This is a genomic window from Streptomyces sp. NPDC007929 (assembly GCF_042959065.1).
Taxonomy (GTDB): domain Bacteria; phylum Actinomycetota; class Actinomycetes; order Streptomycetales; family Streptomycetaceae; genus Streptomyces.
In genome coordinates, this window is sequence record NZ_JBIBKD010000005.1 from 574,554 (window position 1) to 593,552 (window position 18,999).

General features: G+C 73.1%; 16 protein-coding genes. 15 read left to right on the forward strand and 1 reads right to left on the reverse strand.

Features of this window, described 5'->3' with window-relative positions:
• Window positions 1-107: 107 nt before the first annotated feature.
• Entirely contained in the window at window positions 108-1,307 is a 1,200-nt protein-coding gene (locus tag ACFZDE_RS20040) for a pyridoxal phosphate-dependent aminotransferase (RefSeq protein WP_391201154.1), read from the reverse strand.
• A gap of 1,108 nt (window positions 1,308-2,415) precedes the next feature.
• Here ACFZDE_RS20040 and ACFZDE_RS20045 point away from each other — a divergent pair.
• The 15 genes from ACFZDE_RS20045 (at window position 2,416) to ACFZDE_RS20115 (ending at window position 18,934) form a co-directional block, all read left to right on the forward strand.
• Window positions 2,416-2,946 (forward strand): DUF2617 family protein, encoded by a 531-nt coding sequence (locus tag ACFZDE_RS20045; RefSeq protein ID WP_391003451.1) that lies wholly within the window; start codon window positions 2,416-2,418, stop codon window positions 2,944-2,946.
• Window positions 2,947-3,040: 94 nt separating this feature from the next.
• On the forward strand, window positions 3,041-4,690 hold the full coding sequence (locus ACFZDE_RS20050) for a polyamine aminopropyltransferase (RefSeq protein WP_391201156.1): 1,650 nt from the start codon (window positions 3,041-3,043) through the stop codon (window positions 4,688-4,690).
• A gap of 123 nt (window positions 4,691-4,813) precedes the next feature.
• Window positions 4,814-5,686: an SRPBCC domain-containing protein gene (locus ACFZDE_RS20055; protein ID WP_391201158.1), complete on the forward strand. Its 873-nt coding sequence runs from the start codon at window positions 4,814-4,816 to the stop codon at window positions 5,684-5,686.
• A gap of 480 nt (window positions 5,687-6,166) precedes the next feature.
• Window positions 6,167-6,955, forward strand: coding sequence for an aldose 1-epimerase (locus tag ACFZDE_RS20060; protein WP_391201160.1), 789 nt, complete (start codon window positions 6,167-6,169; stop codon window positions 6,953-6,955).
• A gap of 10 nt (window positions 6,956-6,965) precedes the next feature.
• Window positions 6,966-7,514: an orotate phosphoribosyltransferase gene (pyrE, locus tag ACFZDE_RS20065; RefSeq protein ID WP_104783174.1), complete on the forward strand. Its 549-nt coding sequence runs from the start codon at window positions 6,966-6,968 to the stop codon at window positions 7,512-7,514.
• Window positions 7,515-7,662: 148 nt separating this feature from the next.
• The gene (gene fbaA, locus ACFZDE_RS20070) at window positions 7,663-8,685 is read left to right on the forward strand and encodes a class II fructose-bisphosphate aldolase (RefSeq protein ID WP_097218402.1); all 1,023 of its coding nucleotides are present in this window, start codon (window positions 7,663-7,665) and stop codon (window positions 8,683-8,685) included.
• Window positions 8,686-8,778: 93 nt separating this feature from the next.
• Window positions 8,779-10,245: a DHA2 family efflux MFS transporter permease subunit gene (locus tag ACFZDE_RS20075; RefSeq protein ID WP_391201162.1), complete on the forward strand. Its 1,467-nt coding sequence runs from the start codon at window positions 8,779-8,781 to the stop codon at window positions 10,243-10,245.
• A gap of 199 nt (window positions 10,246-10,444) precedes the next feature.
• Window positions 10,445-10,858, forward strand: coding sequence for a DUF3151 family protein (locus ACFZDE_RS20080; protein ID WP_391003462.1), 414 nt, complete (start codon window positions 10,445-10,447; stop codon window positions 10,856-10,858).
• Between the two features lie 150 nt (window positions 10,859-11,008).
• Window positions 11,009-11,839, forward strand: a complete 831-nt coding sequence (locus ACFZDE_RS20085) for a tryptophan 2,3-dioxygenase family protein (protein WP_391003464.1) — start codon at window positions 11,009-11,011, stop codon at window positions 11,837-11,839.
• Window positions 11,832-13,031: a kynureninase gene (kynU, locus tag ACFZDE_RS20090; protein ID WP_391201164.1), complete on the forward strand. Its 1,200-nt coding sequence runs from the start codon at window positions 11,832-11,834 to the stop codon at window positions 13,029-13,031. Before ACFZDE_RS20085 ends, kynU begins: the two co-directional genes overlap by 8 nt.
• A 317-nt stretch (window positions 13,032-13,348) precedes the next feature.
• Window positions 13,349-14,212, forward strand: a complete 864-nt coding sequence (locus ACFZDE_RS20095) for an alpha/beta hydrolase fold domain-containing protein (protein ID WP_391201166.1) — start codon at window positions 13,349-13,351, stop codon at window positions 14,210-14,212.
• A gap of 146 nt (window positions 14,213-14,358) precedes the next feature.
• Window positions 14,359-15,597 carry an alpha/beta hydrolase gene (locus tag ACFZDE_RS20100; protein ID WP_391201168.1) on the forward strand — a complete coding sequence of 413 codons (1,239 nt, stop codon included), beginning with the start codon at window positions 14,359-14,361 and terminating at the stop codon, window positions 15,595-15,597.
• Entirely contained in the window at window positions 15,590-16,798 is a 1,209-nt protein-coding gene (locus ACFZDE_RS20105; RefSeq protein ID WP_391201170.1) for an acyltransferase family protein, read from the forward strand. The genes ACFZDE_RS20100 and ACFZDE_RS20105 overlap by 8 nt, the downstream gene beginning before the upstream one ends.
• On the forward strand, window positions 16,791-18,254 hold the full coding sequence (locus tag ACFZDE_RS20110) for a histidine kinase (protein ID WP_391201172.1): 1,464 nt from the start codon (window positions 16,791-16,793) through the stop codon (window positions 18,252-18,254). The genes ACFZDE_RS20105 and ACFZDE_RS20110 overlap by 8 nt, the downstream gene beginning before the upstream one ends.
• A complete protein-coding gene (locus ACFZDE_RS20115) occupies window positions 18,251-18,934 on the forward strand; it encodes a response regulator (RefSeq protein WP_391003476.1) in 684 nt (227 codons plus the stop codon). The genes ACFZDE_RS20110 and ACFZDE_RS20115 overlap by 4 nt, the downstream gene beginning before the upstream one ends.
• The last annotated feature ends 65 nt before the right edge of the window (window positions 18,935-18,999 follow it).

Consider the following 18,999-nt stretch of genomic DNA (forward strand, 5'->3'; position numbering starts at 1 on the left):
ATCTGGAGATGCTCGCCATGCTGCTGGAGGGCGACCCGGCCGAGTCCGGTGGCCGGATCGGCGCCAAGGACGACTGACCCCATACAACTGACCCCGTACAGCGGCGTTCAGTGCGCGAATGCCTTGCGGAGCCGTTCTGCCGCGTCCGCCAGTACCTCGGTGCGTTTGCAGAACGCGAACCGTACGTAGGGTGCCCCGGCCTCTTCGTGGTCGTAGAAGACCGCGTTGGGGATGGCGACGACCCCGGCGCGCTCCGGGAGGCCGCGGCAGAAGTCGAAGCCGTCGGTCTCGCCGAGGGGGCGGATGTCGGTGGTGATGAAGTAGGTGCCCGAGGGGCGGAAGACCCGGAAGCCCGCTTCCGCGAGGCCCGCCGCCAGCAGGTCGCGCTTGGCCAGCATGTCGGCGCGGAAGTCCGCGAAGTACGACTCGGGCAGCGACAGGGCTTCGGCGACGGCGTACTGGAACGGGCCCGCCGACACGTACGTCAGGTACTGCTTCGCTGAGCGCACCGCCGTCACCAGCTCCGGGGACCCGGTCACCCAGCCGACCTTCCACCCCGTGAACGAAAACGTCTTTCCGCTGCTCGAAATGGTGACCGTGCGCTCGCGCATCCCCGGGAACGACGCCAGCGGCACATGCTCGGCGTCGTCGAAAACCAGGTGCTCGTAGACCTCGTCCGTCACCACCAGCAGGTCGCGCTCCACCGCCAGCTCGGCGATCGCGGCGAGCTCCTCACGGGTGAGGACCGTGCCGGACGGGTTGTGCGGGGTGTTGATCAGCAGCAGCCGGGTGCGGTCGGTGACGGCGTCGCGCAGCTCGTCCAGGTCGAGACGGAAACGGCCCTCGTCCTCGTGCGCCCGCAGGGTGACCGGCACCCGGCGCCCGCCGGCCATCGCGATGCACGCCGCGTAGGAGTCGTAGTACGGCTCGAAGGCGATCACCTCGTCGCCGGGCTCCACCAGGGCCAGCAGGGCGGCGGCGATGGCCTCCGTGGCACCGGCGGTGACCAGGACCTCCGCGTCGGGGTCGTAGGACAGCCCGTAGTGGCGCTGCTGGTGGGCGGTGATCGCGGTGCGCAGCTCGGGCACGCCGGGCCCGGGTGGGTACTGATTGCCGCGGCCGTCCCGCAGGGCCCGTACGGCGGCCTCCCTGATCTCCTCGGGGCCGTCGGTGTCGGGGAAGCCCTGCCCGAGGTTGATGGCGCCGGTGCTCAGAGCCAGGGCGGACATCTCGGCGAAGATCGTCGTCCGGAACTCGGCGAGCCGGCGGTTCAGGAGGGGGCGCGCGCTGGAGGTCATGTCGGTCATCCTGCGCCGAAGCTCTGGAGTTCCTCAACTCTGTGTTGGGGCGTTCCGGGGGCGGGCATCACCGCCTCACGCAAGAGCGAGGCGCCCACGGGGGGCCGCTTCGGGGGAAACGAAAGGAGGGTGACGCCATGATCGTCGGCATCATCCTGGCGGTGTTCGGAGTCGTCCTGGTCGGGGCGCTGGTCTCCAGGGCTCGCAGGGTCGGGTCGGGCGGGTCCCCTTCCCGGCGGACGGCGCGGCGCGGGGCGTGGGCGTCGTCCGGGTCCTCGTCCTCCGGTTCGGACAGCAGCCACAACAGCTGGTGGGCGGGCGGGGGAGACTCCGGCTCGTCCGACAGCGGCGGACACCACGGGGGGCACTCCTGCGGGGGCGGGTCGTCGTCCTGCGGGGGCGGGTCGTCGTCCTGCGGTGGCGGTGGCGGTGGCTGCGGTGGGGGAGGCAGCTGACCGACGTCGGCCGACCTTTCCGCGGGGGAGGTGACCGACGTCGGCCGACCTTCCCGCGGGGGAGGTGACCGACGTCGGCCGACCTTCCCGCGGGGGAGGTGACCGACGTCGGCCGACCTCCCCGCGGGGGAGCCGTATCCGCTGAAGCGGGGTCCGCATCCGGGGCGGGCCCCGCGTTGTCGTGTCCGGGACTTCCCGGACGGGTCAGCGGGCGAACGCGTGTCGGACGGCTTCGGGGGAAATCCGGCAACGCTTCCTGCCTGTAGGACAATTCCCCGCCCGGCCCGGTGCCGCGGTGGCAACCGCGTGCGGGGGAGCGTCTCTTCGGGGACCGGGCGGAACTGCGCGCTCCCGTTCGTTCCGGCTCCGGTCGCGATCCACGGCGCACCGGCGCACGCCTCCCCGGCACCGGCGCACGCCGTAGTTGAACAGTTGAGCTGTGGAGCCCTCTGAGGGATGGAAACCCTACGAACTTGGGTAAAAACGCTGTGGCGGCGCCCCTGTTCATGATTCCCTCTAAGTCACCGACGCAGCCCCACGGACGTCCTGCGGGACCCTCCTCGAACCGGTCGACCGGGCTGCCCGGGCCGACATCCCCCGGTGCGACCGGGGTGCAGCGGACCCATCTCCCTCTCCTTTTTGTGTGCTTGCGGAGCCGATCCATGCTCACGACCCTGAACACCTCCTACACCGACACCCGCGCGGCCGATCTCGCATGGGCCCTGGGACGCGAGCCGCTTCCCGCACTGGCCGCACTCGACCTCGAACTGGCGGACGTCAAACTGCAGTTGCGACTCCTCGGCGCCTCCCACCAGGTCCTGCTGGAGGAGGAGCGGGGCATCTGCTCGGAGACGGTCGCGTGCATCGCGGGGAGCAGCACCCCGCTGCCGCTCGGCGTCGCCAAGCGGGTGGACGACTGGGAGTACGAGTTCGCGGCCCGGGTCGAGGTCCTCTCGCCCGGCTCCTTCGCGGGCCGGGCCCAGGAGTTGCTGGCCCTCGTCTCCGACCATCCGCACGGCCTCGCCGGTGTCTTCCCCGGCAGCCCGTACGCCTTCACGGCCCTGCTCGCGCAGTACCACCAGGGGCAGGTGCACTGGCGGACCTGGCACGCCTACCCGCAGGACGGGCAGTTGGTGGCGACCCGCACGAAGGTGGGTGTGCGGGTACCGGCGGCCGTCTGCGCCGCCAACTGACCAACCGCATCTCGTACCGGCATCCGGCCCCGGTAAACCAGCACCACACGTGTGGGTGACGGACCGCGGTCGGGACGTGACGTAACGTCGCAGCGTGATCGAGCCGCACGCGCCCGCCCCGCCCCGTTCGACGGTGCCCTGGAGCGCCCCGGGCGGCCCCGACGGCCCGGCCCTACTGCCCGTCCGGCCCGGCACCGGGCGGTTCCTCGTCCTCGCCGGGGTGTTCGTCTGCGCGGCCTGCGGACTCGTGTACGAACTGGAACTCGTCGCGCTCGCCTCGTACTTGATGGGCGACTCGGTCACACAGGCGTCCGTCGTGCTGTCCGTGATGGTCTTCGCGATGGGCGTCGGCTCGCTCGCCGCGAAGCGGTTGCGCCGGCTGGCCGCGGCCGGGTTCGGCGCCGTCGAGGCCACCCTCGCGCTCGTCGGCGGATGCAGCGCGATGGCCCTGTACGCCGTGTTCGCCTGGACGGGCGACTGGGGCGGGATGTGGGCCAACGGGCCGCGCTGCCTGCTGGTCGCCTTCTCCCTGGCCATCGGGCTGCTCATCGGCGCCGAGGTGCCGCTGCTGATGGAGCTGATCCAGCGCATCCGCCGCCAGGACGCGGGTGGCGCGGTGGCCGACCTGTTCGCCGCCGACTACGTGGGAGCCCTCGTCGGGGGACTCGCCTTTCCCTTCCTGCTGCTGCCGTTCCTGGGCCAGTTGACCGGCACGCTGCTCACCGGCGCGGTCAACGCGGTCGTCGGCGGGGCGCTGGTGCTCGTCCTGTTCCGGCGGGACCTCACCCGCCGGGCCCGCTGGCTGCTGCTGATCGGCAACGGCCTCGTTCTCGCCGTCCTCGCCTGCGCCACCGTCCTCGTCGACGACTTCGAACGGGCCGCACGGCAGGCGATGTACGGCGACGACGTCCGCGTGGCGGTGCAGACCGGTGTGAAGGAGGTGGTCCTCGCCGGCGGTACGGGCGGCCGGCCCCTCGACCTCTACTTCGACGGCCGGCTGCGGGTCGGCGGGCGCGACGAAGCGCGCTTCCACGAGGCCCTCGTCCACCCGGCCATGCCCGGGCCGCACGCACGCGTGCTGATCCTCGGCGGCGGTGACGGTCTGGCGGTCCGCGAGGTGCTGCGGCACTCCGGAGTGGACCGGGTCGACGTCGTCGAACTCGACGCTGAGGTGGTCCGGCTGGCCCGCACCGACCCGGGCCTGTCCGCGCTCAATGAACACGCCTTCGGCGATCCGCGCGTGCGGGTCACGATCGCGGACGCCTTCGGCTGGCTGCGCGGGGCGCCTCCGGCGGCGTACGACGTGGTCGTCTCGGATCTTCCGGACCCGGGGATCACGGCGAGCACGAAGCTGTACTCGCAGGAGTTCTACGGCCTCGCGCGGCGCGTACTGGCTCCCGGCGGGCGGCTCGTGGTGCACGCCGGGCCGGTCGCGACCGGTACCCGGGCGTACTGGACGGTCGAGGCGAGCCTGCGCGCGGCGGGGTTGCGCACCGTCCCGTACGGCGTGCGGAGCAGGGGCGTCGCTGCCGGGTCCGACCGCACGCCCGGCGAACGCGCCCGGGCGCCCCGGGACTGGGGTTTCGTGCTGGCCGGCCGCGCGGAACCGCGTCCGCGGCTCGACCCGGAGGGGCCGCGGCCCCGTGTCCTGACGGAGGCGTCCCTGGAGGCCGGGGAGCGGGCGGTGCGCGGGACGCGGATCGCGGGGCTGCCGGCGTCGACGCTGGTGCATCCGCGGTACTGACGCGGTGCCGAGGTGCCGGGTGCTGTCGAGTGGGGCCGGAGGATACGCCTGGTGGGGGTGGATCGGGGGTGAATCCCCCGGGCGGGGGTGCGTTTCGGTCTGTGCTGGGTAGAGTCCGTCGACATGGAGCACGAGGTGTTCGTTCCGGTTCCGGCCGAGCGGCTCAGGGAGGTGCTGGACGACCCCGCGCGGGTCGCCCGGGCTGTCCCCGGGCTCCAGCAGGACGCCGGCGCCGAACCGGTCGCCGGGCGGCTGAAGATCCGGGTCGGCAGCCACTCCGTCACCTACCGGGGCGCCGTACGGGTCTCCCGGCGGGGCGACGGGGCGTACGCCGTCGAGGGCGAGGCGGAGGAGTCACGCGGCAGCGGCTCGGTCAAGCTCGGCCTGCGGATCGACCTGCGCGCGGCGGACGACGGCTGCACCGTCGTGTACGGCGGTACGGCCTCCGCGGACGGCCGGATCAAGGACCTCCCGCCGGACGCGGTGCACAGCGCGGTCACCCGCCTGCTGAACCGTTTCGCGGAACACCTCGCCGCGGCGGCCACGGGCGCGGACGACGAGGCGCCACCGCCCCCGGCCCCTTCCGGCCAGGACCCGGGCGCGGGGGCCGAGGAGGGCGCGGGGGCCGAGGAGAGGGCCCCCGCCGACCCCGGTCTCACCGAGGAACCCCCGTCCCCCGCCGCCCCCGAGCGGCCCTCCGGCTTCGGGGCCGATGTCCCGCCGTCCCCCTCGTCCTCCCTCGGGCCGAAGGACGAGGAGGACGGAGAGGACGGAGAGGACGAGGAGGACATCGCCGAGGCGGCGCACGCGCGGCGGACCATGATCGGACGCAGCGCCGAGGAGGTCGACCACGCACCGCCGCGCGGCCGGTACGCCCCCGTGCCCGCGCCGCAGACCGTGACACCCCCGGCCCCGCTGCGCTGGGCGGCCCCCGCAGCCGCGCTCGCGGTGGCCTCGGCCATCGTCGCGGTCCGGGCCCTACGCCGCCGCCGCTGAGCCACCCTCCGCTCCGCGAGCCCGACACCGCCGGTGCTGGGCTCTGCGGGGCGGGCGTCGTGTTGCCGCCGTTGTGGCCCCCGCTGCCTGCGGCCCTACGCCACCGCGGGGCCGCCTCGCGTGCGGGTGTTGCGCCGCTGCCACGCGGGCATCGGCCGTGCGGTCCTGCGTCGGTGTCGCTGAGTCGCCCTCCGCTCTGTGAGCTCGATGCCGCCGGTGCTGGGCTCTGCGGGGCGGGCGTCGTGCTGCCGCCGTTGTGGCCCCCGTTGGGCCCCCGCCTGCCCGCCTGTCCGCCTGCCCGCCTGTCCGCCTGCGGTGGTGCGCCGCCGCTTTGGCACGGGCCTGCGGCCGGACGTCTGCCAGTGCGGGCGCTGGCCGACGCCCGTGGGCCGGGCCGGGGCACCACGTGGTCGGTTCGGTATGGCCGAACCACCCCGTAACCGGGGCAGGTGGTCTTGATCACCGCAGTAGGGTCGACGCGTGAGTGACGAAGACATCACGCTGACCGCGGGTGACGCGGAGGTGACCGTGCAGCCGGGGAACGGCGGACGGGTCGGTGGGCTGCGGATCGGTGGGGTCGAACTGCTCCGCCAGGGTGAGCGGTTCGGGTGCTTCCCGATGGTGCCGTGGTGCGGCAGGACCAGGGACGGCCGCTTCCTGGACGGCGCCGAAGTGCGGCAGCTGCCGCTGAACGCCCCGCCCCACGCCATCCACGGTACCGTCCGCGACAGCGTCTGGCGCACCGCCCGGACCGGCACCGACGAGGCCGTCCTCACCTGCGAGCTCGTCGACCCCTGGCCCCACAAGGGCCTCGTCACCCAGATCGTCGCGCTCACCGAGGACGCGCTGACGCTGACCATGTCCGTCGAGACGTACGAGTCGTCCTTCCCGGCACAGATCGGCTGGCACCCCTGGTTCAACCGGAACCTCGGCGGCGAGGACGTGACCCTCGACTTCGCCCCCGCCTGGCAGGAGGAGCGCGGCGACGACCACCTGCCCACCGGCAACCGCCTCGACCCGAGGCCCGGCCCCTGGGACGACTGCTTCGGCATGCCCGGCGGCGTCGAGGCCACCCTGACCTGGCCCGGTCAGCTGGAGCTGAGGGTGACCAGCCGGGAGGAGTGGGTCGTCGTCTACGACGAGCAGCGGGAGGCCGTGTGCGTGGAACCGCAGACCGGCCCGCCCAACGGGCTCAACACCCTGCCGCACCTGGTCACGCCCCTGGAGCCGCTGGAGGCCACCACGACCTGGAGCTGGCGCCGCCTCTAAGCTGGGCGCCATGACGGACACACGCGGCGCGCTGCTGCAGCAGATCAAGGACAAGGCCGTGGTGCACGGCAAGGTGACCCTGTCGTCGGGTCTGGAAGCCGACTACTACGTCGACCTCCGGCGCGTCACCCTCGACGGCGAGGCCGCCCCGCTGGTCGGCCAGGTGCTGCTCGACCTGACCGCTGACCTGGAGTTCGACGCGGTCGGCGGGCTCACCATGGGCGCCGACCCGGTCGCCGCCGCGATGCTGCACGCGGCCGCCGCGCGCGGCAAGCGCCTGGACGCCTTCGTCGTACGCAAGGCGGCCAAGGCGCACGGGCTCCAGCGCCGGGTGGAGGGGCCGGACATCGCGGGGCGGCGCGTGCTCGTCGTCGAGGACACCTCCACCACCGGCGGCTCCCCGCTCACCGCCGTCGAGGCGGTGCGTGAGGCCGGGGCCGAGGTCGTCGCCGTCGCGACCATCGTGGACCGGGCGACCGGCGCCGCGGAGAAGATCCAGGAGGGCGCCGGAGTGCCGTATCTCTTCGCGTTCTCCAAGGACGAGCTGGGCCTCGACTGACCGGGGAGAGACCAGGGCGTGGACAGTGGCCTGGACCTTCCGGCCAAGTCTGGAAAGATGGGGCCGACGATGACGTCGCACCCCAAGGTCTAGGTCAGGGCCGTTAGACACAGCAGTACGTCAACCCGCAGATACAAGGAGCGGACGCATGCCCATCGCAACTCCCGAGGTCTACAACGAGATGCTGGACCGGGCGAAGGCAGGAAAGTTCGCCTACCCGGCCATCAACGTGACCTCCACCCAGACCCTGCACGCGGCCCTGCGCGGTTTCGCTGAGGCGGAGAGCGACGGCATCGTCCAGATCTCCACGGGTGGCGCCGAGTTCCTGGGCGGTCAGTACAGCAAGGACATGGTCACCGGCGCCGTCGCCCTGGCCGAGTTCGCGCACATCGTCGCCGAGAAGTACCCGGTGAACATCGCGCTGCACACCGACCACTGCCCCAAGGACAAGCTCGACGGGTACGTACGTCCGCTGCTCGCGCTCTCCCAGAAGCGCGTCGAGGCCGGTCTGAACCCGCTGTTCCAGTCGCACATGTGGGACGGCTCCGCCGAGACCCTCGCCGACAACCTCTCCATCGCGCAGGAGCTGCTGGAGCAGGCCCGCGCCGCGAAGATCATCCTTGAGGTGGAGATCACCCCGACCGGTGGCGAGGAGGACGGCGTCACCCACGAGATCAACGACTCCCTCTACACGACGGTCGACGACGCCATCCGCACGGCGGAGGCCCTGGGCCTCGGTGAGAAGGGCCGCTACCTGCTCGCCGCGTCGTTCGGCAATGTGCACGGCGTGTACAAGCCGGGCAACGTCGTGCTGCGTCCCGAGCTGCTCAAGGAGCTGAACGAGGGCGTCGCCGCCAAGTTCGGCAAGGGCTCGCCGTTCGACTTCGTCTTCCACGGCGGCTCCGGCTCCACGGAGGCGGAGATCCGCACCGCGCTGGAGAACGGCGTCGTGAAGATGAACATCGACACCGACACCCAGTACGCGTTCACGCGCCCGGTCGCGGACCACATGTTCCGCAACTACGACGGCGTGCTGAAGGTCGACGGCGAGGTCGGCAACAAGAAGACCTACGACCCGCGCACCTGGGGCAAGCTGGCCGAGGCCTCCATGTCCGCGCGTGTCGTCGAGGCCTGCGGCAACCTGCGCTCGACCGGTACGAAGATCAAGTAGTCCCGGTTCCACTCGCGTCGAGCCCGGCACCTCCTTGAGCTCCTTGAGCTCCTTGAGGTGCCGGGCTCTTCCGTGTGCTCCTATGCTCCCTGCATGCCCGACGTCCGGTTGGCCTCACCGCAGGGCAAGTGGGTCCTGCTCACCACCGTCCTCGGCTCCAGCATGGCGATGCTGGACTCGACCGTCGTCAACGTCGCCCTGCCGCGCATCGGCCGTGACCTCGACGCGAGCCTGTCCGCCCTGCAGTGGACGGTCAACGCCTACATGGTCACGCTGGCCGGGCTGATCCTGCTGGGCGGGGCACTGGGGGACCGGTTCGGGCGGCGCCGGGTGTTCGTCGTCGGCGTGGTGTGGTTCGCGGCGGCGTCGCTGCTGTGCGGGATCGCGCCGAACGCGGGCGTGCTGATCGCCGCACGGGCGTTGCAGGGGGTCGGCGGCGCGCTCCTGACCCCCGGGTCACTGGCGCTGATCCAGGCGTCCTTCCACCCTGACGACCGGGGGCGGGCCGTGGGCCTGTGGTCCGGGTTCGGCGGGATCGGGGCGGCGGTCGGTCCGTTCGTCGGTGGCTGGCTGGTGGACGGGCCGGGCTGGCGGTGGGTGTTCCTGCTGAACGTGCCGGTGGCCCTGGTGTGCGTGCCGGTCGCGCTGCGGCACGTACCAGAGTCGGGGGACGGTTCGGCCCACGGGCGGTTCGACGTGCTCGGGGCCCTGCTGGGGGCGCTGGCCCTCGCGCTGGTGACGTACGCGCTGATCGAGGCCGGTGAGGGCGGCGTGGTGGTGGCCGTCTCGGCGGTGGCGGGGCTGGCCGCGGCCGTGGCGTTCGTGGCCGTCGAGCGGCGCCGGCCCGATCCGATGATGCCGCTGGACATCTTCGCGTCCCGGCAGTTCACGGCCGTCAACCTCGTCACGCTGTGCGTGTACGCGGCCCTGGGAGGGTTCTTCTTCCTCGCCGCGCTCCAGCTCCAGGTGGTCGTGGGCTACTCCGCCCTCGCCGCCGGTACGGCACTGCTGCCGACGACCGTGCTGATGCTGCTGCTGTCGGCGCGCTCGGGGGAGCTGGCCGACCGGATCGGGCCGCGGATCCCGCTGACGGTGGGGCCGCTGCTGTGTGCGGCCGGAATGCTGCTGATGCTGCGGGTCGGACCGGGCGCGTCCTACCTCGCGGATGTACTGCCCGCGCTGGTGGTGCTCGGGCTGGGCCTGGTCACGCTGGTGGCGCCGCTGACGTCGACGGTGCTGGGCTCGGTGAGCGTGGTGCGGGCGGGGCTGGCCAGCGGCATCAACAACGCGGCGGCCCGGGCGGCGGGCCTGCTGGCGGTGGCGGCGCTGCCGCTGCTGGTGGGGATGGGGGAGGAGGCGTACCGGGAGCCGGCCGCCTTCGACACGGCGTTCGACAAGGCGATGGTCTGGTGCGCGGGCGCGATGGCGGCGGGGGCGCTTCTCGCGGCGGCGGTGGTACGCCGGCCCCCGCCGGACTGCAAGCGCCCGGAGTGCCTGCACCACGGCGGCGTGACGGCCCCGCCGCTGGAGGGGGAGCCGGTGCGGAAGCGGTTGGGGTAGCGGGGCCGGTCTCGGCGGTCTGGTACCTGCGTGTGCGTGTGCCTGTGCCTGTGCTGGTCCTGGTGCTGTACTGGTGCCGGTGTTCTGGCTGAGGCTGGGGTTGCCGCTGTTCTGGTTGAGGCTGGGGTTGCCGGTGTTCTGGCTGAGGCTGAGCGGGACCGGTGCCCGCGGCCGGCCGGGATGGCGCAGACTTGGGGGCATGTCCATTCACGAGAACCTTCTCGGGGGCCCGCCCCCGACCCACCTCCCCGACGACCCCGGGCCGCGGGAGATGCTCGCCTCCGGTGCCTCGCCCGTCGAAGTCGCCGCCGCACACCCCACCTCCTCGCTCGCCTGGGCGCAGCTCGCCGACGAGGCGTTCGAGCGCGGCGCCGCCGTGGAGTCGTACGCGTACGCCCGCACCGGCTACCACCGCGGTCTGGACGCGCTGCGCCGCAGCGGCTGGAAGGGCCACGGCCCGGTGCCGTGGGAGCACGAGCCGAACCGCGGCTTCCTGCGGGCCCTGCACGCCCTCGCCCGTGCCGCGCAGGCGATCGGCGAGCAGGAGGAGTACGAGCGCTGCTCCCAGTTCCTGAAGGACTCCTCGCCGACGGCGGCGCAGGTCCTGGGCTGAGACACGGTCCGTGCACGCGAGGCCCGTCCCCGAAAGGCGGGCCTTGCGGTTTCGGGGGACGATTGCGCAAGATGCCCTCGGGGACCGGGGCCCCCGTGTCGGATTCGGCAGGGGCGGACCGCTACCCGGAGTTATACGCAGGAGACAGCGATGTCCCACGAGGCTCACGAGCCCGAGACCCCGCATCTCGACTTCCACGGCACGACGCCGTACGAGGACTACGTCAAGGCAGACGTACTCACCCACCTCCAGCACACCCTCTCCGACGATCCCGGAGAGATGGTCTTCCTGGTGACGACCCAGGTCATGGAGCTGTGGTTCACCGTCATCGTCCACGAGTGGGAGACGGCGGCAGGCGCGCTCCGGGGTGACGACATCCCGACCGCCATCCACGCGCTCAAGAGGTCCGTCCGCGAGCTGGAGGCGCTCAACCACTCCTGGAAGCCGCTGGCCCAGCTCACGCCGGCCCAGTTCAACTCGTACCGCAGCGCCCTCGGCGAGGGCTCCGGTTTCCAGTCGGCGATGTACCGGCGCATGGAGTTCCTGCTCGGCGACAAGTCCGCGTCCATGCTCGTCCCGCACCGGGGCGCACCGCGCGTGCACGCCGAGCTGGAGAAGGCACTGCACGAGCCGAGCCTGTACGACGAGGTCGTACGGCTGTTGGCGCGGCGCGGGCACGCCGTTCCGGAGGCCGTGCTGCGGCGCGACGTCTCCCAGCGCTACGAGCCGTCGCCGGAGGTGGAGGCGGCCTGGACGGCCGTCTACTCGGGCGACGAGAACGACGAGGTCGCCCGGCTGGGCGAGGCGCTGAGCGATGTCGCCGAGCTGGTGTGGCGCTGGCGCAACGACCACCTGGTCGCCACCCGCCGCGCGATGGGCGCCAAGACCGGCACGGGCGGCTCGGCCGGGGTGGCCTGGCTGGAGAAGCGCGCGCGGAAGAACGTGTTCCCCGAGCTGTGGACGGCGCGGTCCTATGTCTGACGACCTGGCCATCGTCGCGGAGAAGCTGGACGCACTCGATGAACTGGCGCCCCGGCGCGCCGAGTTCGTACTCGACGACGTCGTGTACCTCGACGGCAACTCGCTGGGCGCGCTGCCCGCCGCGGTGCCCGGCCGGGTGGCGGACGTCGTACGCCGCCAGTGGGGCGAGCTGCGCATCCGGTCCTGGGAGGAGAGCGGCTGGTGGACGGCGCCCGAGCGGATCGGCGACCGGATCGCCCCGCTGGTCGGGGCCGCGCCCGGGCAGATCGTCGTGGGCGACTCCACCAGTGTCAACGTCTTCAAGGCGCTCGTGGGCGCGGTGCGGATGGCCGGGGAGGGCCGTGACGAGGTCCGTGACGAAGTCCTCGTCGACGCGACGACCTTCCCCACCGACGGGTACATCGCCGAGTCCGCCGCCCGCATGACCGGCCGCACGCTGCGGCCCGTGGCACCGGCCGACGTGCCGGACGCGCTGGGCGAGCGCACCGCCGCGGTCCTGCTCAACCACGTCGACTACCGCACCGGCCGGCTGCACGACCTGCCCGGGCTGACGGCCGCCGTGCGCGAGGCGGGCGCGATCGCCGTCTGGGACCTGTGCCACAGCGCGGGCGCTCTGCCGGTCGGGCTGGACGAGCACGGCGTGGATCTCGCGGTCGGCTGCACGTACAAGTACCTGAACGGCGGGCCCGGTTCACCCGCCTACCTGTATGTGCGGCGGGAGTTGCAGGACCGTTTCGACTCACCGCTGCCCGGATGGAACTCGCACGCCGAGCCGTTCGGGATGCGCGGTGAGTACGAGGCGGCCCCCGGTGCCCTGCGCGGCCGGGTCGGCACGCCCGACATCCTCTCCATGCTCGCCCTGGAGGCGGCCCTGGAGGTCTGGGACGGGGTGTCGGTCGAGGCGGTGCGGACCAAGTCGCTCGCGCTGACGGACTTCTTCCTTCAGTGCGTGGCGGCGTATGTGCCCCAGGGCCGGGTGGAGTGCGTGACGCCGCTGCCGCACGAGGAGCGGGGCAGCCAGATCGCGCTGCGCTGCGCCGACGCGGGCGACGTCATGAAGCGCCTGATCGAGCGGGGCGTGGTCGGCGACTTCCGGGCCCCGGACGTACTGCGCTTCGGCTTCACGCCGCTGTATGTCGGCTTCGCCGACGTGGAGCGGGCGGCACGGGTACTGGGGGAGACGCTGGCTTGAGCGGGGGCGGGGCCGGACCGCCTGTGGTGTTCCGGTCCCGTGGTGCCGGGACGACTGTGGTGTCCCGGTCCTGTGGTGCCCGTGTGCTGCCCCGGTGCTGTTGTGCCGGTGTGCTGCCCCGGTCCCGTTGTGCCGGTGTGCTGCCCCGGTCCCGTTGTGCCGGTGCGGTGTTCCGGCCCGGCCGTGTGGAGTCCGTGTGGGCTTCACCGAGCGTGACATCCGCATGTCCGGGCATGTCACCCGCCTGGTACCGTCCCGGCCAACGGCCGACCCCCAACTGGGCGGCCGCGTACGGCCACTCGCTGGAAGGTTGGAGCATGACGGACGACGTCGCAGCAGCACGGGCCGCTGCCGAGGAGAAGTCGGCCTTCTCCCACGCGCCCGTCGACCCCGACGCCACCGCGGCCTACGGCGACCACCCCGACCAGGTGATCGACTTCTTCGCCCCGCGCCGCGCCGGGGGCCCCGGGCCCGCCCCGGTCGTCCTCGTCCTGCACGGCGGTGCCTGGCGGGCCCCCTACGACCGGCGCCACATCAGCCCCTTCGCGGACTTCCTCGCCCGCCGCGGGTTCGCCGTGGCCAGTGCCGAGTACCGGCGCGGCGACGCCGACGACTCCGTCGCGGGCCGCTGGCCCGACACCTTCGACGACGTCGCCGCCGCCCTGGACGCCCTCCCGGCGCTGGTCCGGGAGTTGCTGCCGCAGGCCGACCCGCGCCGTACGGTCCTCACCGGACACTCGGCGGGCGGGCATCTCGCGTTGTGGGGCGCCGCCCGGCACGTCCTGCCGGCCGGCTCGCCCTGGTGGGGCGGCAGCCCGGCGACGCTGCGCGGTGTCGTCGCCCTCGCCCCGATCGCCGACTTCGCGATCGCCGACAAGCTGGACGTGTGCGGCGGCGCCGCGCGTCAACTCCTGGGCGGCGACGAGCACTTCGCGGAACGCCGGCCGCACGCCGACCCGGCGCTGCTGCTGCCCACCGGCATCGCCACCACCCTCGTCCAGGGCCGCACCGACCTCGATGTGCCGCAGGCCGTCGCCGAGTCGTACGCGGAGGCGGCGGCGAAGGCCGGGGAGATGGTCGGGGTGACCCTGCTGGAGGACGTGGGGCACTTCCCGCTGATCGACCCGGCGGCGGACGCGTGCGCGGTGGTCGTGGAGGAGATCGCACAACTGGCCTGGTGAGCAACGCTCTTCGAGGCCGGCGCCCGTCGTACCGGCGTAGCCGTAGGAGGGGCACCCGGTCATACCCGTAGTACCTGAGAGCTACGCGGCAGATGAGTTCCCGGGCGTGACGCGGACGAGGTCCCCCGCTCCGTAACTTCCCATCCATGCAGACCCGATGGTCGGGCGCGCTGGAGGGGGCGACCATGGGGCCCGGGTTCGTATCGAAGCACCGCCGTACCGAGGGCACACGCCGCGTCGACGACGCTCGCCGTACCGAGGACACACGCCGTCTCGACGACGCACGCCGTACCGAGGACACACGCCGCGTCGGCGGCACACGCCGTCTCGACGACGCACGCCGTACCGAGGGCACACGCCGCGTCGGCGGCACACGCCGTACCGACGCACGCCGTACCGACGGCACACATCGCGTCGGTGGCACACGCCGTGCCGGGCGATGGCGTCGCGCCCTGCTCGCCGCCCTCGTCACCGGCGCCGTCGTCCTGCCCCTCTCCGCCGCCGTGCGGCCGGACATCCCCGCCCCGGCCCCCGCCTCCCTCGCACCCCTCGACGCGGCGACGCTCGACGCGGCCTACGCCGCCAACCGGGCCAACGCCGCCGAGGCGTCCCGCATGGCCGCCGATCACCACGACCGGAGCCGCGCCGCGACGGACCACCGTCTGGCCGCCCCCACCCGGCAGCTGCTGCACTTCGACGGCCGCGGCTCCGGCCGGGTGACCGAGGTCCTCGGCGACCTCGCCCGGGCCGACCGCGTCGCCGTCCTGGTCCCCGGCTCCGACACCGGCCTCGACACCTACGACCGGTTCCACGCGGCCGCCTCCGCCCTGCACCGGCAGCTCACCCGGCAGGCCCCGGCGGGCACCCGCACCGCGGTCGTGGCCTGGCTGGGCTACGAGACGCCGGGCACGGTCAGCACGACCGTCACGACGACCGGCAGGGCTGACCAGGCGGCCCCGCACCTGCGCGCCCTGGTCGCCGAACTGCGGGCGATATCAGGCGGCGAAGCGCGCATCGCGCTGCTCTGCCACTCCTACGGCTCGGTCGTCTGCGGCCGTGCCGCCGCCGGGCTCGACGTCGACGATATCGCGCTCGTCGGCAGCCCCGGCACCGGCGCGGACACCGCTGCCGCCCTGCGCACCCGTGCCCGCGTCTGGGCGGCCCGGGGCGGTGACGACTGGGTGGAGAACGTCCCGCACCTCGACCTGGACCTGTTCGGCACCACGCTCGGCTTCGGCACCGACCCCGTCTCCCCGGCCTTCGGCGCCCGGGTCTTCACGGCGGGCGACGGCGGCCACAGCGACTACTTCAAGCCCGGCTCGACCTCCCTGACCAACCTGGCCCGGATCGTCCTGGGCGAGACCAAGGCGGTGACCCATGACTGACATCGGCGTACGCGTCGTCCGGCAGGGCGTGCTCCGCCGCGCCGACCGTATCGGCGCGGCCACCCCGCCCGGCCGCGACCGGGCCGTGGACGCACTGCGGGCCGTCGCCGTCCTCGGCGTCGTCCTCGGGCACTGGCTCGTCACCGCCCTGGTCTCCGACGGCCGCACCCTGCGCACGGCAAGCCCCCTGCAGCACATGCCCTGGCTGGCGCCCATCTCCTGGCTGCTCCAGACACTCGCCGTGTTCTTCCTGGTCGGGGGCCATCTCGCCACCCGGGGATACGCCTCGGCCCGGGCCCGGGGGGTGCCGTACCACCAGTGGCTGAGGGGCCGTCTGGCCCGGTTGTTCAAGCCGGTCGCGGCCGTCCTCACCCTGTGGACGGTGGCCGCGCTCGCGCTGCTGCTGTCGGGCGCCGAGTTCGGCACGGTCCGCACGCTGGTGAAACTGGCCCTGTCCCCGCTGTGGTTCCTCCTGGTGTTCGCGGGCCTCACCGCCGCGACCCCGCTGCTCACCCGGCTCAGCCCGCTCTGGCCGCTGGCCGTCGTGCTCCATGTCGACCTGCTGCGCTTCGGCCTGGGCGGCCCGTCCTGGGGCTGGGTGAACGTGGCGGCGGGCTGGATGGTGCCCTTCACCCTCGGCGCCGCGTGGACCCGCGGTGAGCTGGAGCGCCGCCGCGCGGGATGGGTCCTGCTCGGGGCCGGGGCGGCGGCGACCGCGGCGCTCGTCGCGGCGGCGGGCTATCCGGCGTCGATGGTCGGCGTCCCGGGCGGGGGCATCTCCAACCTGGACCCGCCGTCGCTGGCGGTCGTCACATTCGGCCTGGCCCAGTGCGGTCTCGCCCTGCTGCTGCGCGAGCGTCTGCGGCAGGTGGCGCGCCGGCCCGTGGTGTGGGCGGCGGTGGCGCTCGTCAACCTCTCCGCGATGACCGTCTTCCTCTGGCACCAGACGGCCCTGATGGCCACGACCGCCAGCGGCCTCCTCGCCGGTCGGCTGCCCGGCCTGCACACCCCGCCCGACGGTCTCGGCTGGGTCGGCGTCCGGCTGCTGTGGCTGCCCGTGTTCGCCCTGGCCCTCGCGGTCTGCTGGGCCGCCTTTCGCTCCTTCGAGCGAGGCGGTGGCGGCCGGGGCCGCGGGTCGCGGGTGGTGCGCTCGCACAGCCCGTCCGACCGGGGCACAGCGGTGGAGGCGCGACATGTCTAGGCTGAGCGGCGTGACGGACACGGGGGTGGGCCGCGTGCTGCGAGCGCGCGTCAGGAGCTGGCTGCGGGCCCTGCGCGAAGACCTGTGGACCGTCAGGGCGGATCCGCTGCCCCCCTCCACCTGGCTGCGCTGGCTGCCGCACGGGCTGCTGTGCCTGGCCGCCTTCGGCATTACGGTCGGCGGCGCGGGGGACATGACGGACAACGGACATCTGCGATCCGGCCTGGCCCTGCTGGTCGCGGGCGGGCAGGGCAGCGCCGTGGTCCTGGGGATGTGGCGGCCGGTCCCGGCGTGGTGGCTCTCCCTGGGGGCCTTCGTCCTCGGCGCCACCATGGTGCACGGCCAACTCGGGTGGGACCCGGACACGTACACCTGGCCCTGGACCGCGGCCGGGATCATCGCCGAGATGTTCGTGCTGCTGCTGCTCGCGCTGCGCGTGCCCACGCGCGCGGCGATGACGGCCCTGCTCGTGACCGCCCTGCTCACCTACGGCATGGAGAGCATGTGGGGAGCGCGGCGCTACGACACGACCGGTCTGCTCGCGGTCTGCCTGGTCACGATCGTCGTGATACTCGGCAGCGCCCTGCGCGGCCGCCGCGAGGCCCGCGCCCAGCTCGTCGAGCAGACCACGCTCACCGCCGAGGAGCGCACCCGGCGCACCCTGCTGGAGGAGCGCAGCCGCATCGCCCGGGAGCTGCACGACGTGGTGGCCCACCACATGTCGGTCATCTCCATCCAGGCGCAGGTCGCCCCGCTCCTCGTCGAGAACCCGACCGACGAGCTCAGGGAGAATCTCGCGGGCATCCGGCAGAACGCGCTGGAGGCACTGATCGAGCTGCGTCGTGTGCTGGGCGTGCTGCGCTCGGAGCACCCCGGGCCCGGGGAGTTCCTCGACGGCTCGGGTGACGGGACCGCACCACGCAACCCCCAGCCCACCCTCGACCGGCTCGACACGCTGGTGGAGAACACCCGGGCCGTCGGCCGCGAGGTCGTCACCGACATCAAGGGCGAGCGGCGCCCGCTGCCGCCCGGCGTGGAGCTGTCGGCGTACCGGATCGTGCAGGAGGCGCTGAGCAACGCCCTGCGGCACGCACCCGGCGCGAACATCACCGTCTGCCTCACGTACGAGGAGGACGGTCTGGAGGTGGAGATAGTCAACGGCCGCCCGACCGGGGCGCCTCCGCCGTCGACGGGGGCGGGGCACGGGCTGCTCGGCATGCGGGAGCGGGTCGCGATGCTCGGTGGCACGATGACCGCGCACCCGTGGCACTGGGACGGCTTCAAGGTCACCGCCTTCCTCCCGGACACCCCGCCCACCGACACCCCGCCCACCGACACCCCGCCCACTGACGCCCCGCCCACTGACGCCCCGGGCACCGACGCCCTGCGCAGCGGCCACCTCGACCACCTCGGCCACCCCGACCACCCCACGGCTCCCAGGAAAGGGACCTCATGACGAGCGGCACCGGTGATCCCATCCGGGTTCTCATCGTGGACGACCAGGCGATGGTCCGGCAGGGCTTCACCGTGCTGCTCGGCGTCCAGCCCGACATAGAGGTCGTCGGTGAGGCGAAGACCGGCGAGGCCGGTATCGAGATGGTCGCCGAGACCCTCCCCGACGTCGTCCTCATGGACATCCGCATGCCCGGCATCGGCGGCATCGAGGCGACCGAGCGGATCACGGCCGAGCACCCGGACATCAGGGTGCTGGTGCTCACCACCTTCGACGTCGACGAGTACGTGTACGACGCGCTGCGTTGCGGGGCCTCCGGGTTCCTGCTGAAGGACGCGTCGGCGGAGCAGCTCGCCGAGGCGGTCCGGGTGGTCGCGGCGGGGGAGGCACTGCTCGCCCCGGTCATCACCCGCAAGCTGATCGCCGAGTTCTCGCGGCTCGAGGGCAAGCCCCGCGCCCCGCTCAAGGAGCGCGTCGGCGACCTGACCGAGCGGGAGACGGAGGTGCTCTCGCTGATCGCGCAGGGCCTGTCGAACGCGGAGATCGCCCGGCACCTGCATGTGGCCGAGCAGACGGTGAAGACCCATGTGGGCAGGATCCTGGTCAAGCTGGGCCTCAGGGACCGGACCCAGGCGGCGGTGTTCGCGTACGAGTCGGGCTTGGTGCGGCCATCGGGGTACTGAGAGCTCCCCTCGGCCCCCGTAGTACCTGAGAGGGAGGGCCGCGAACCCCTCTCACTGGGGACGAC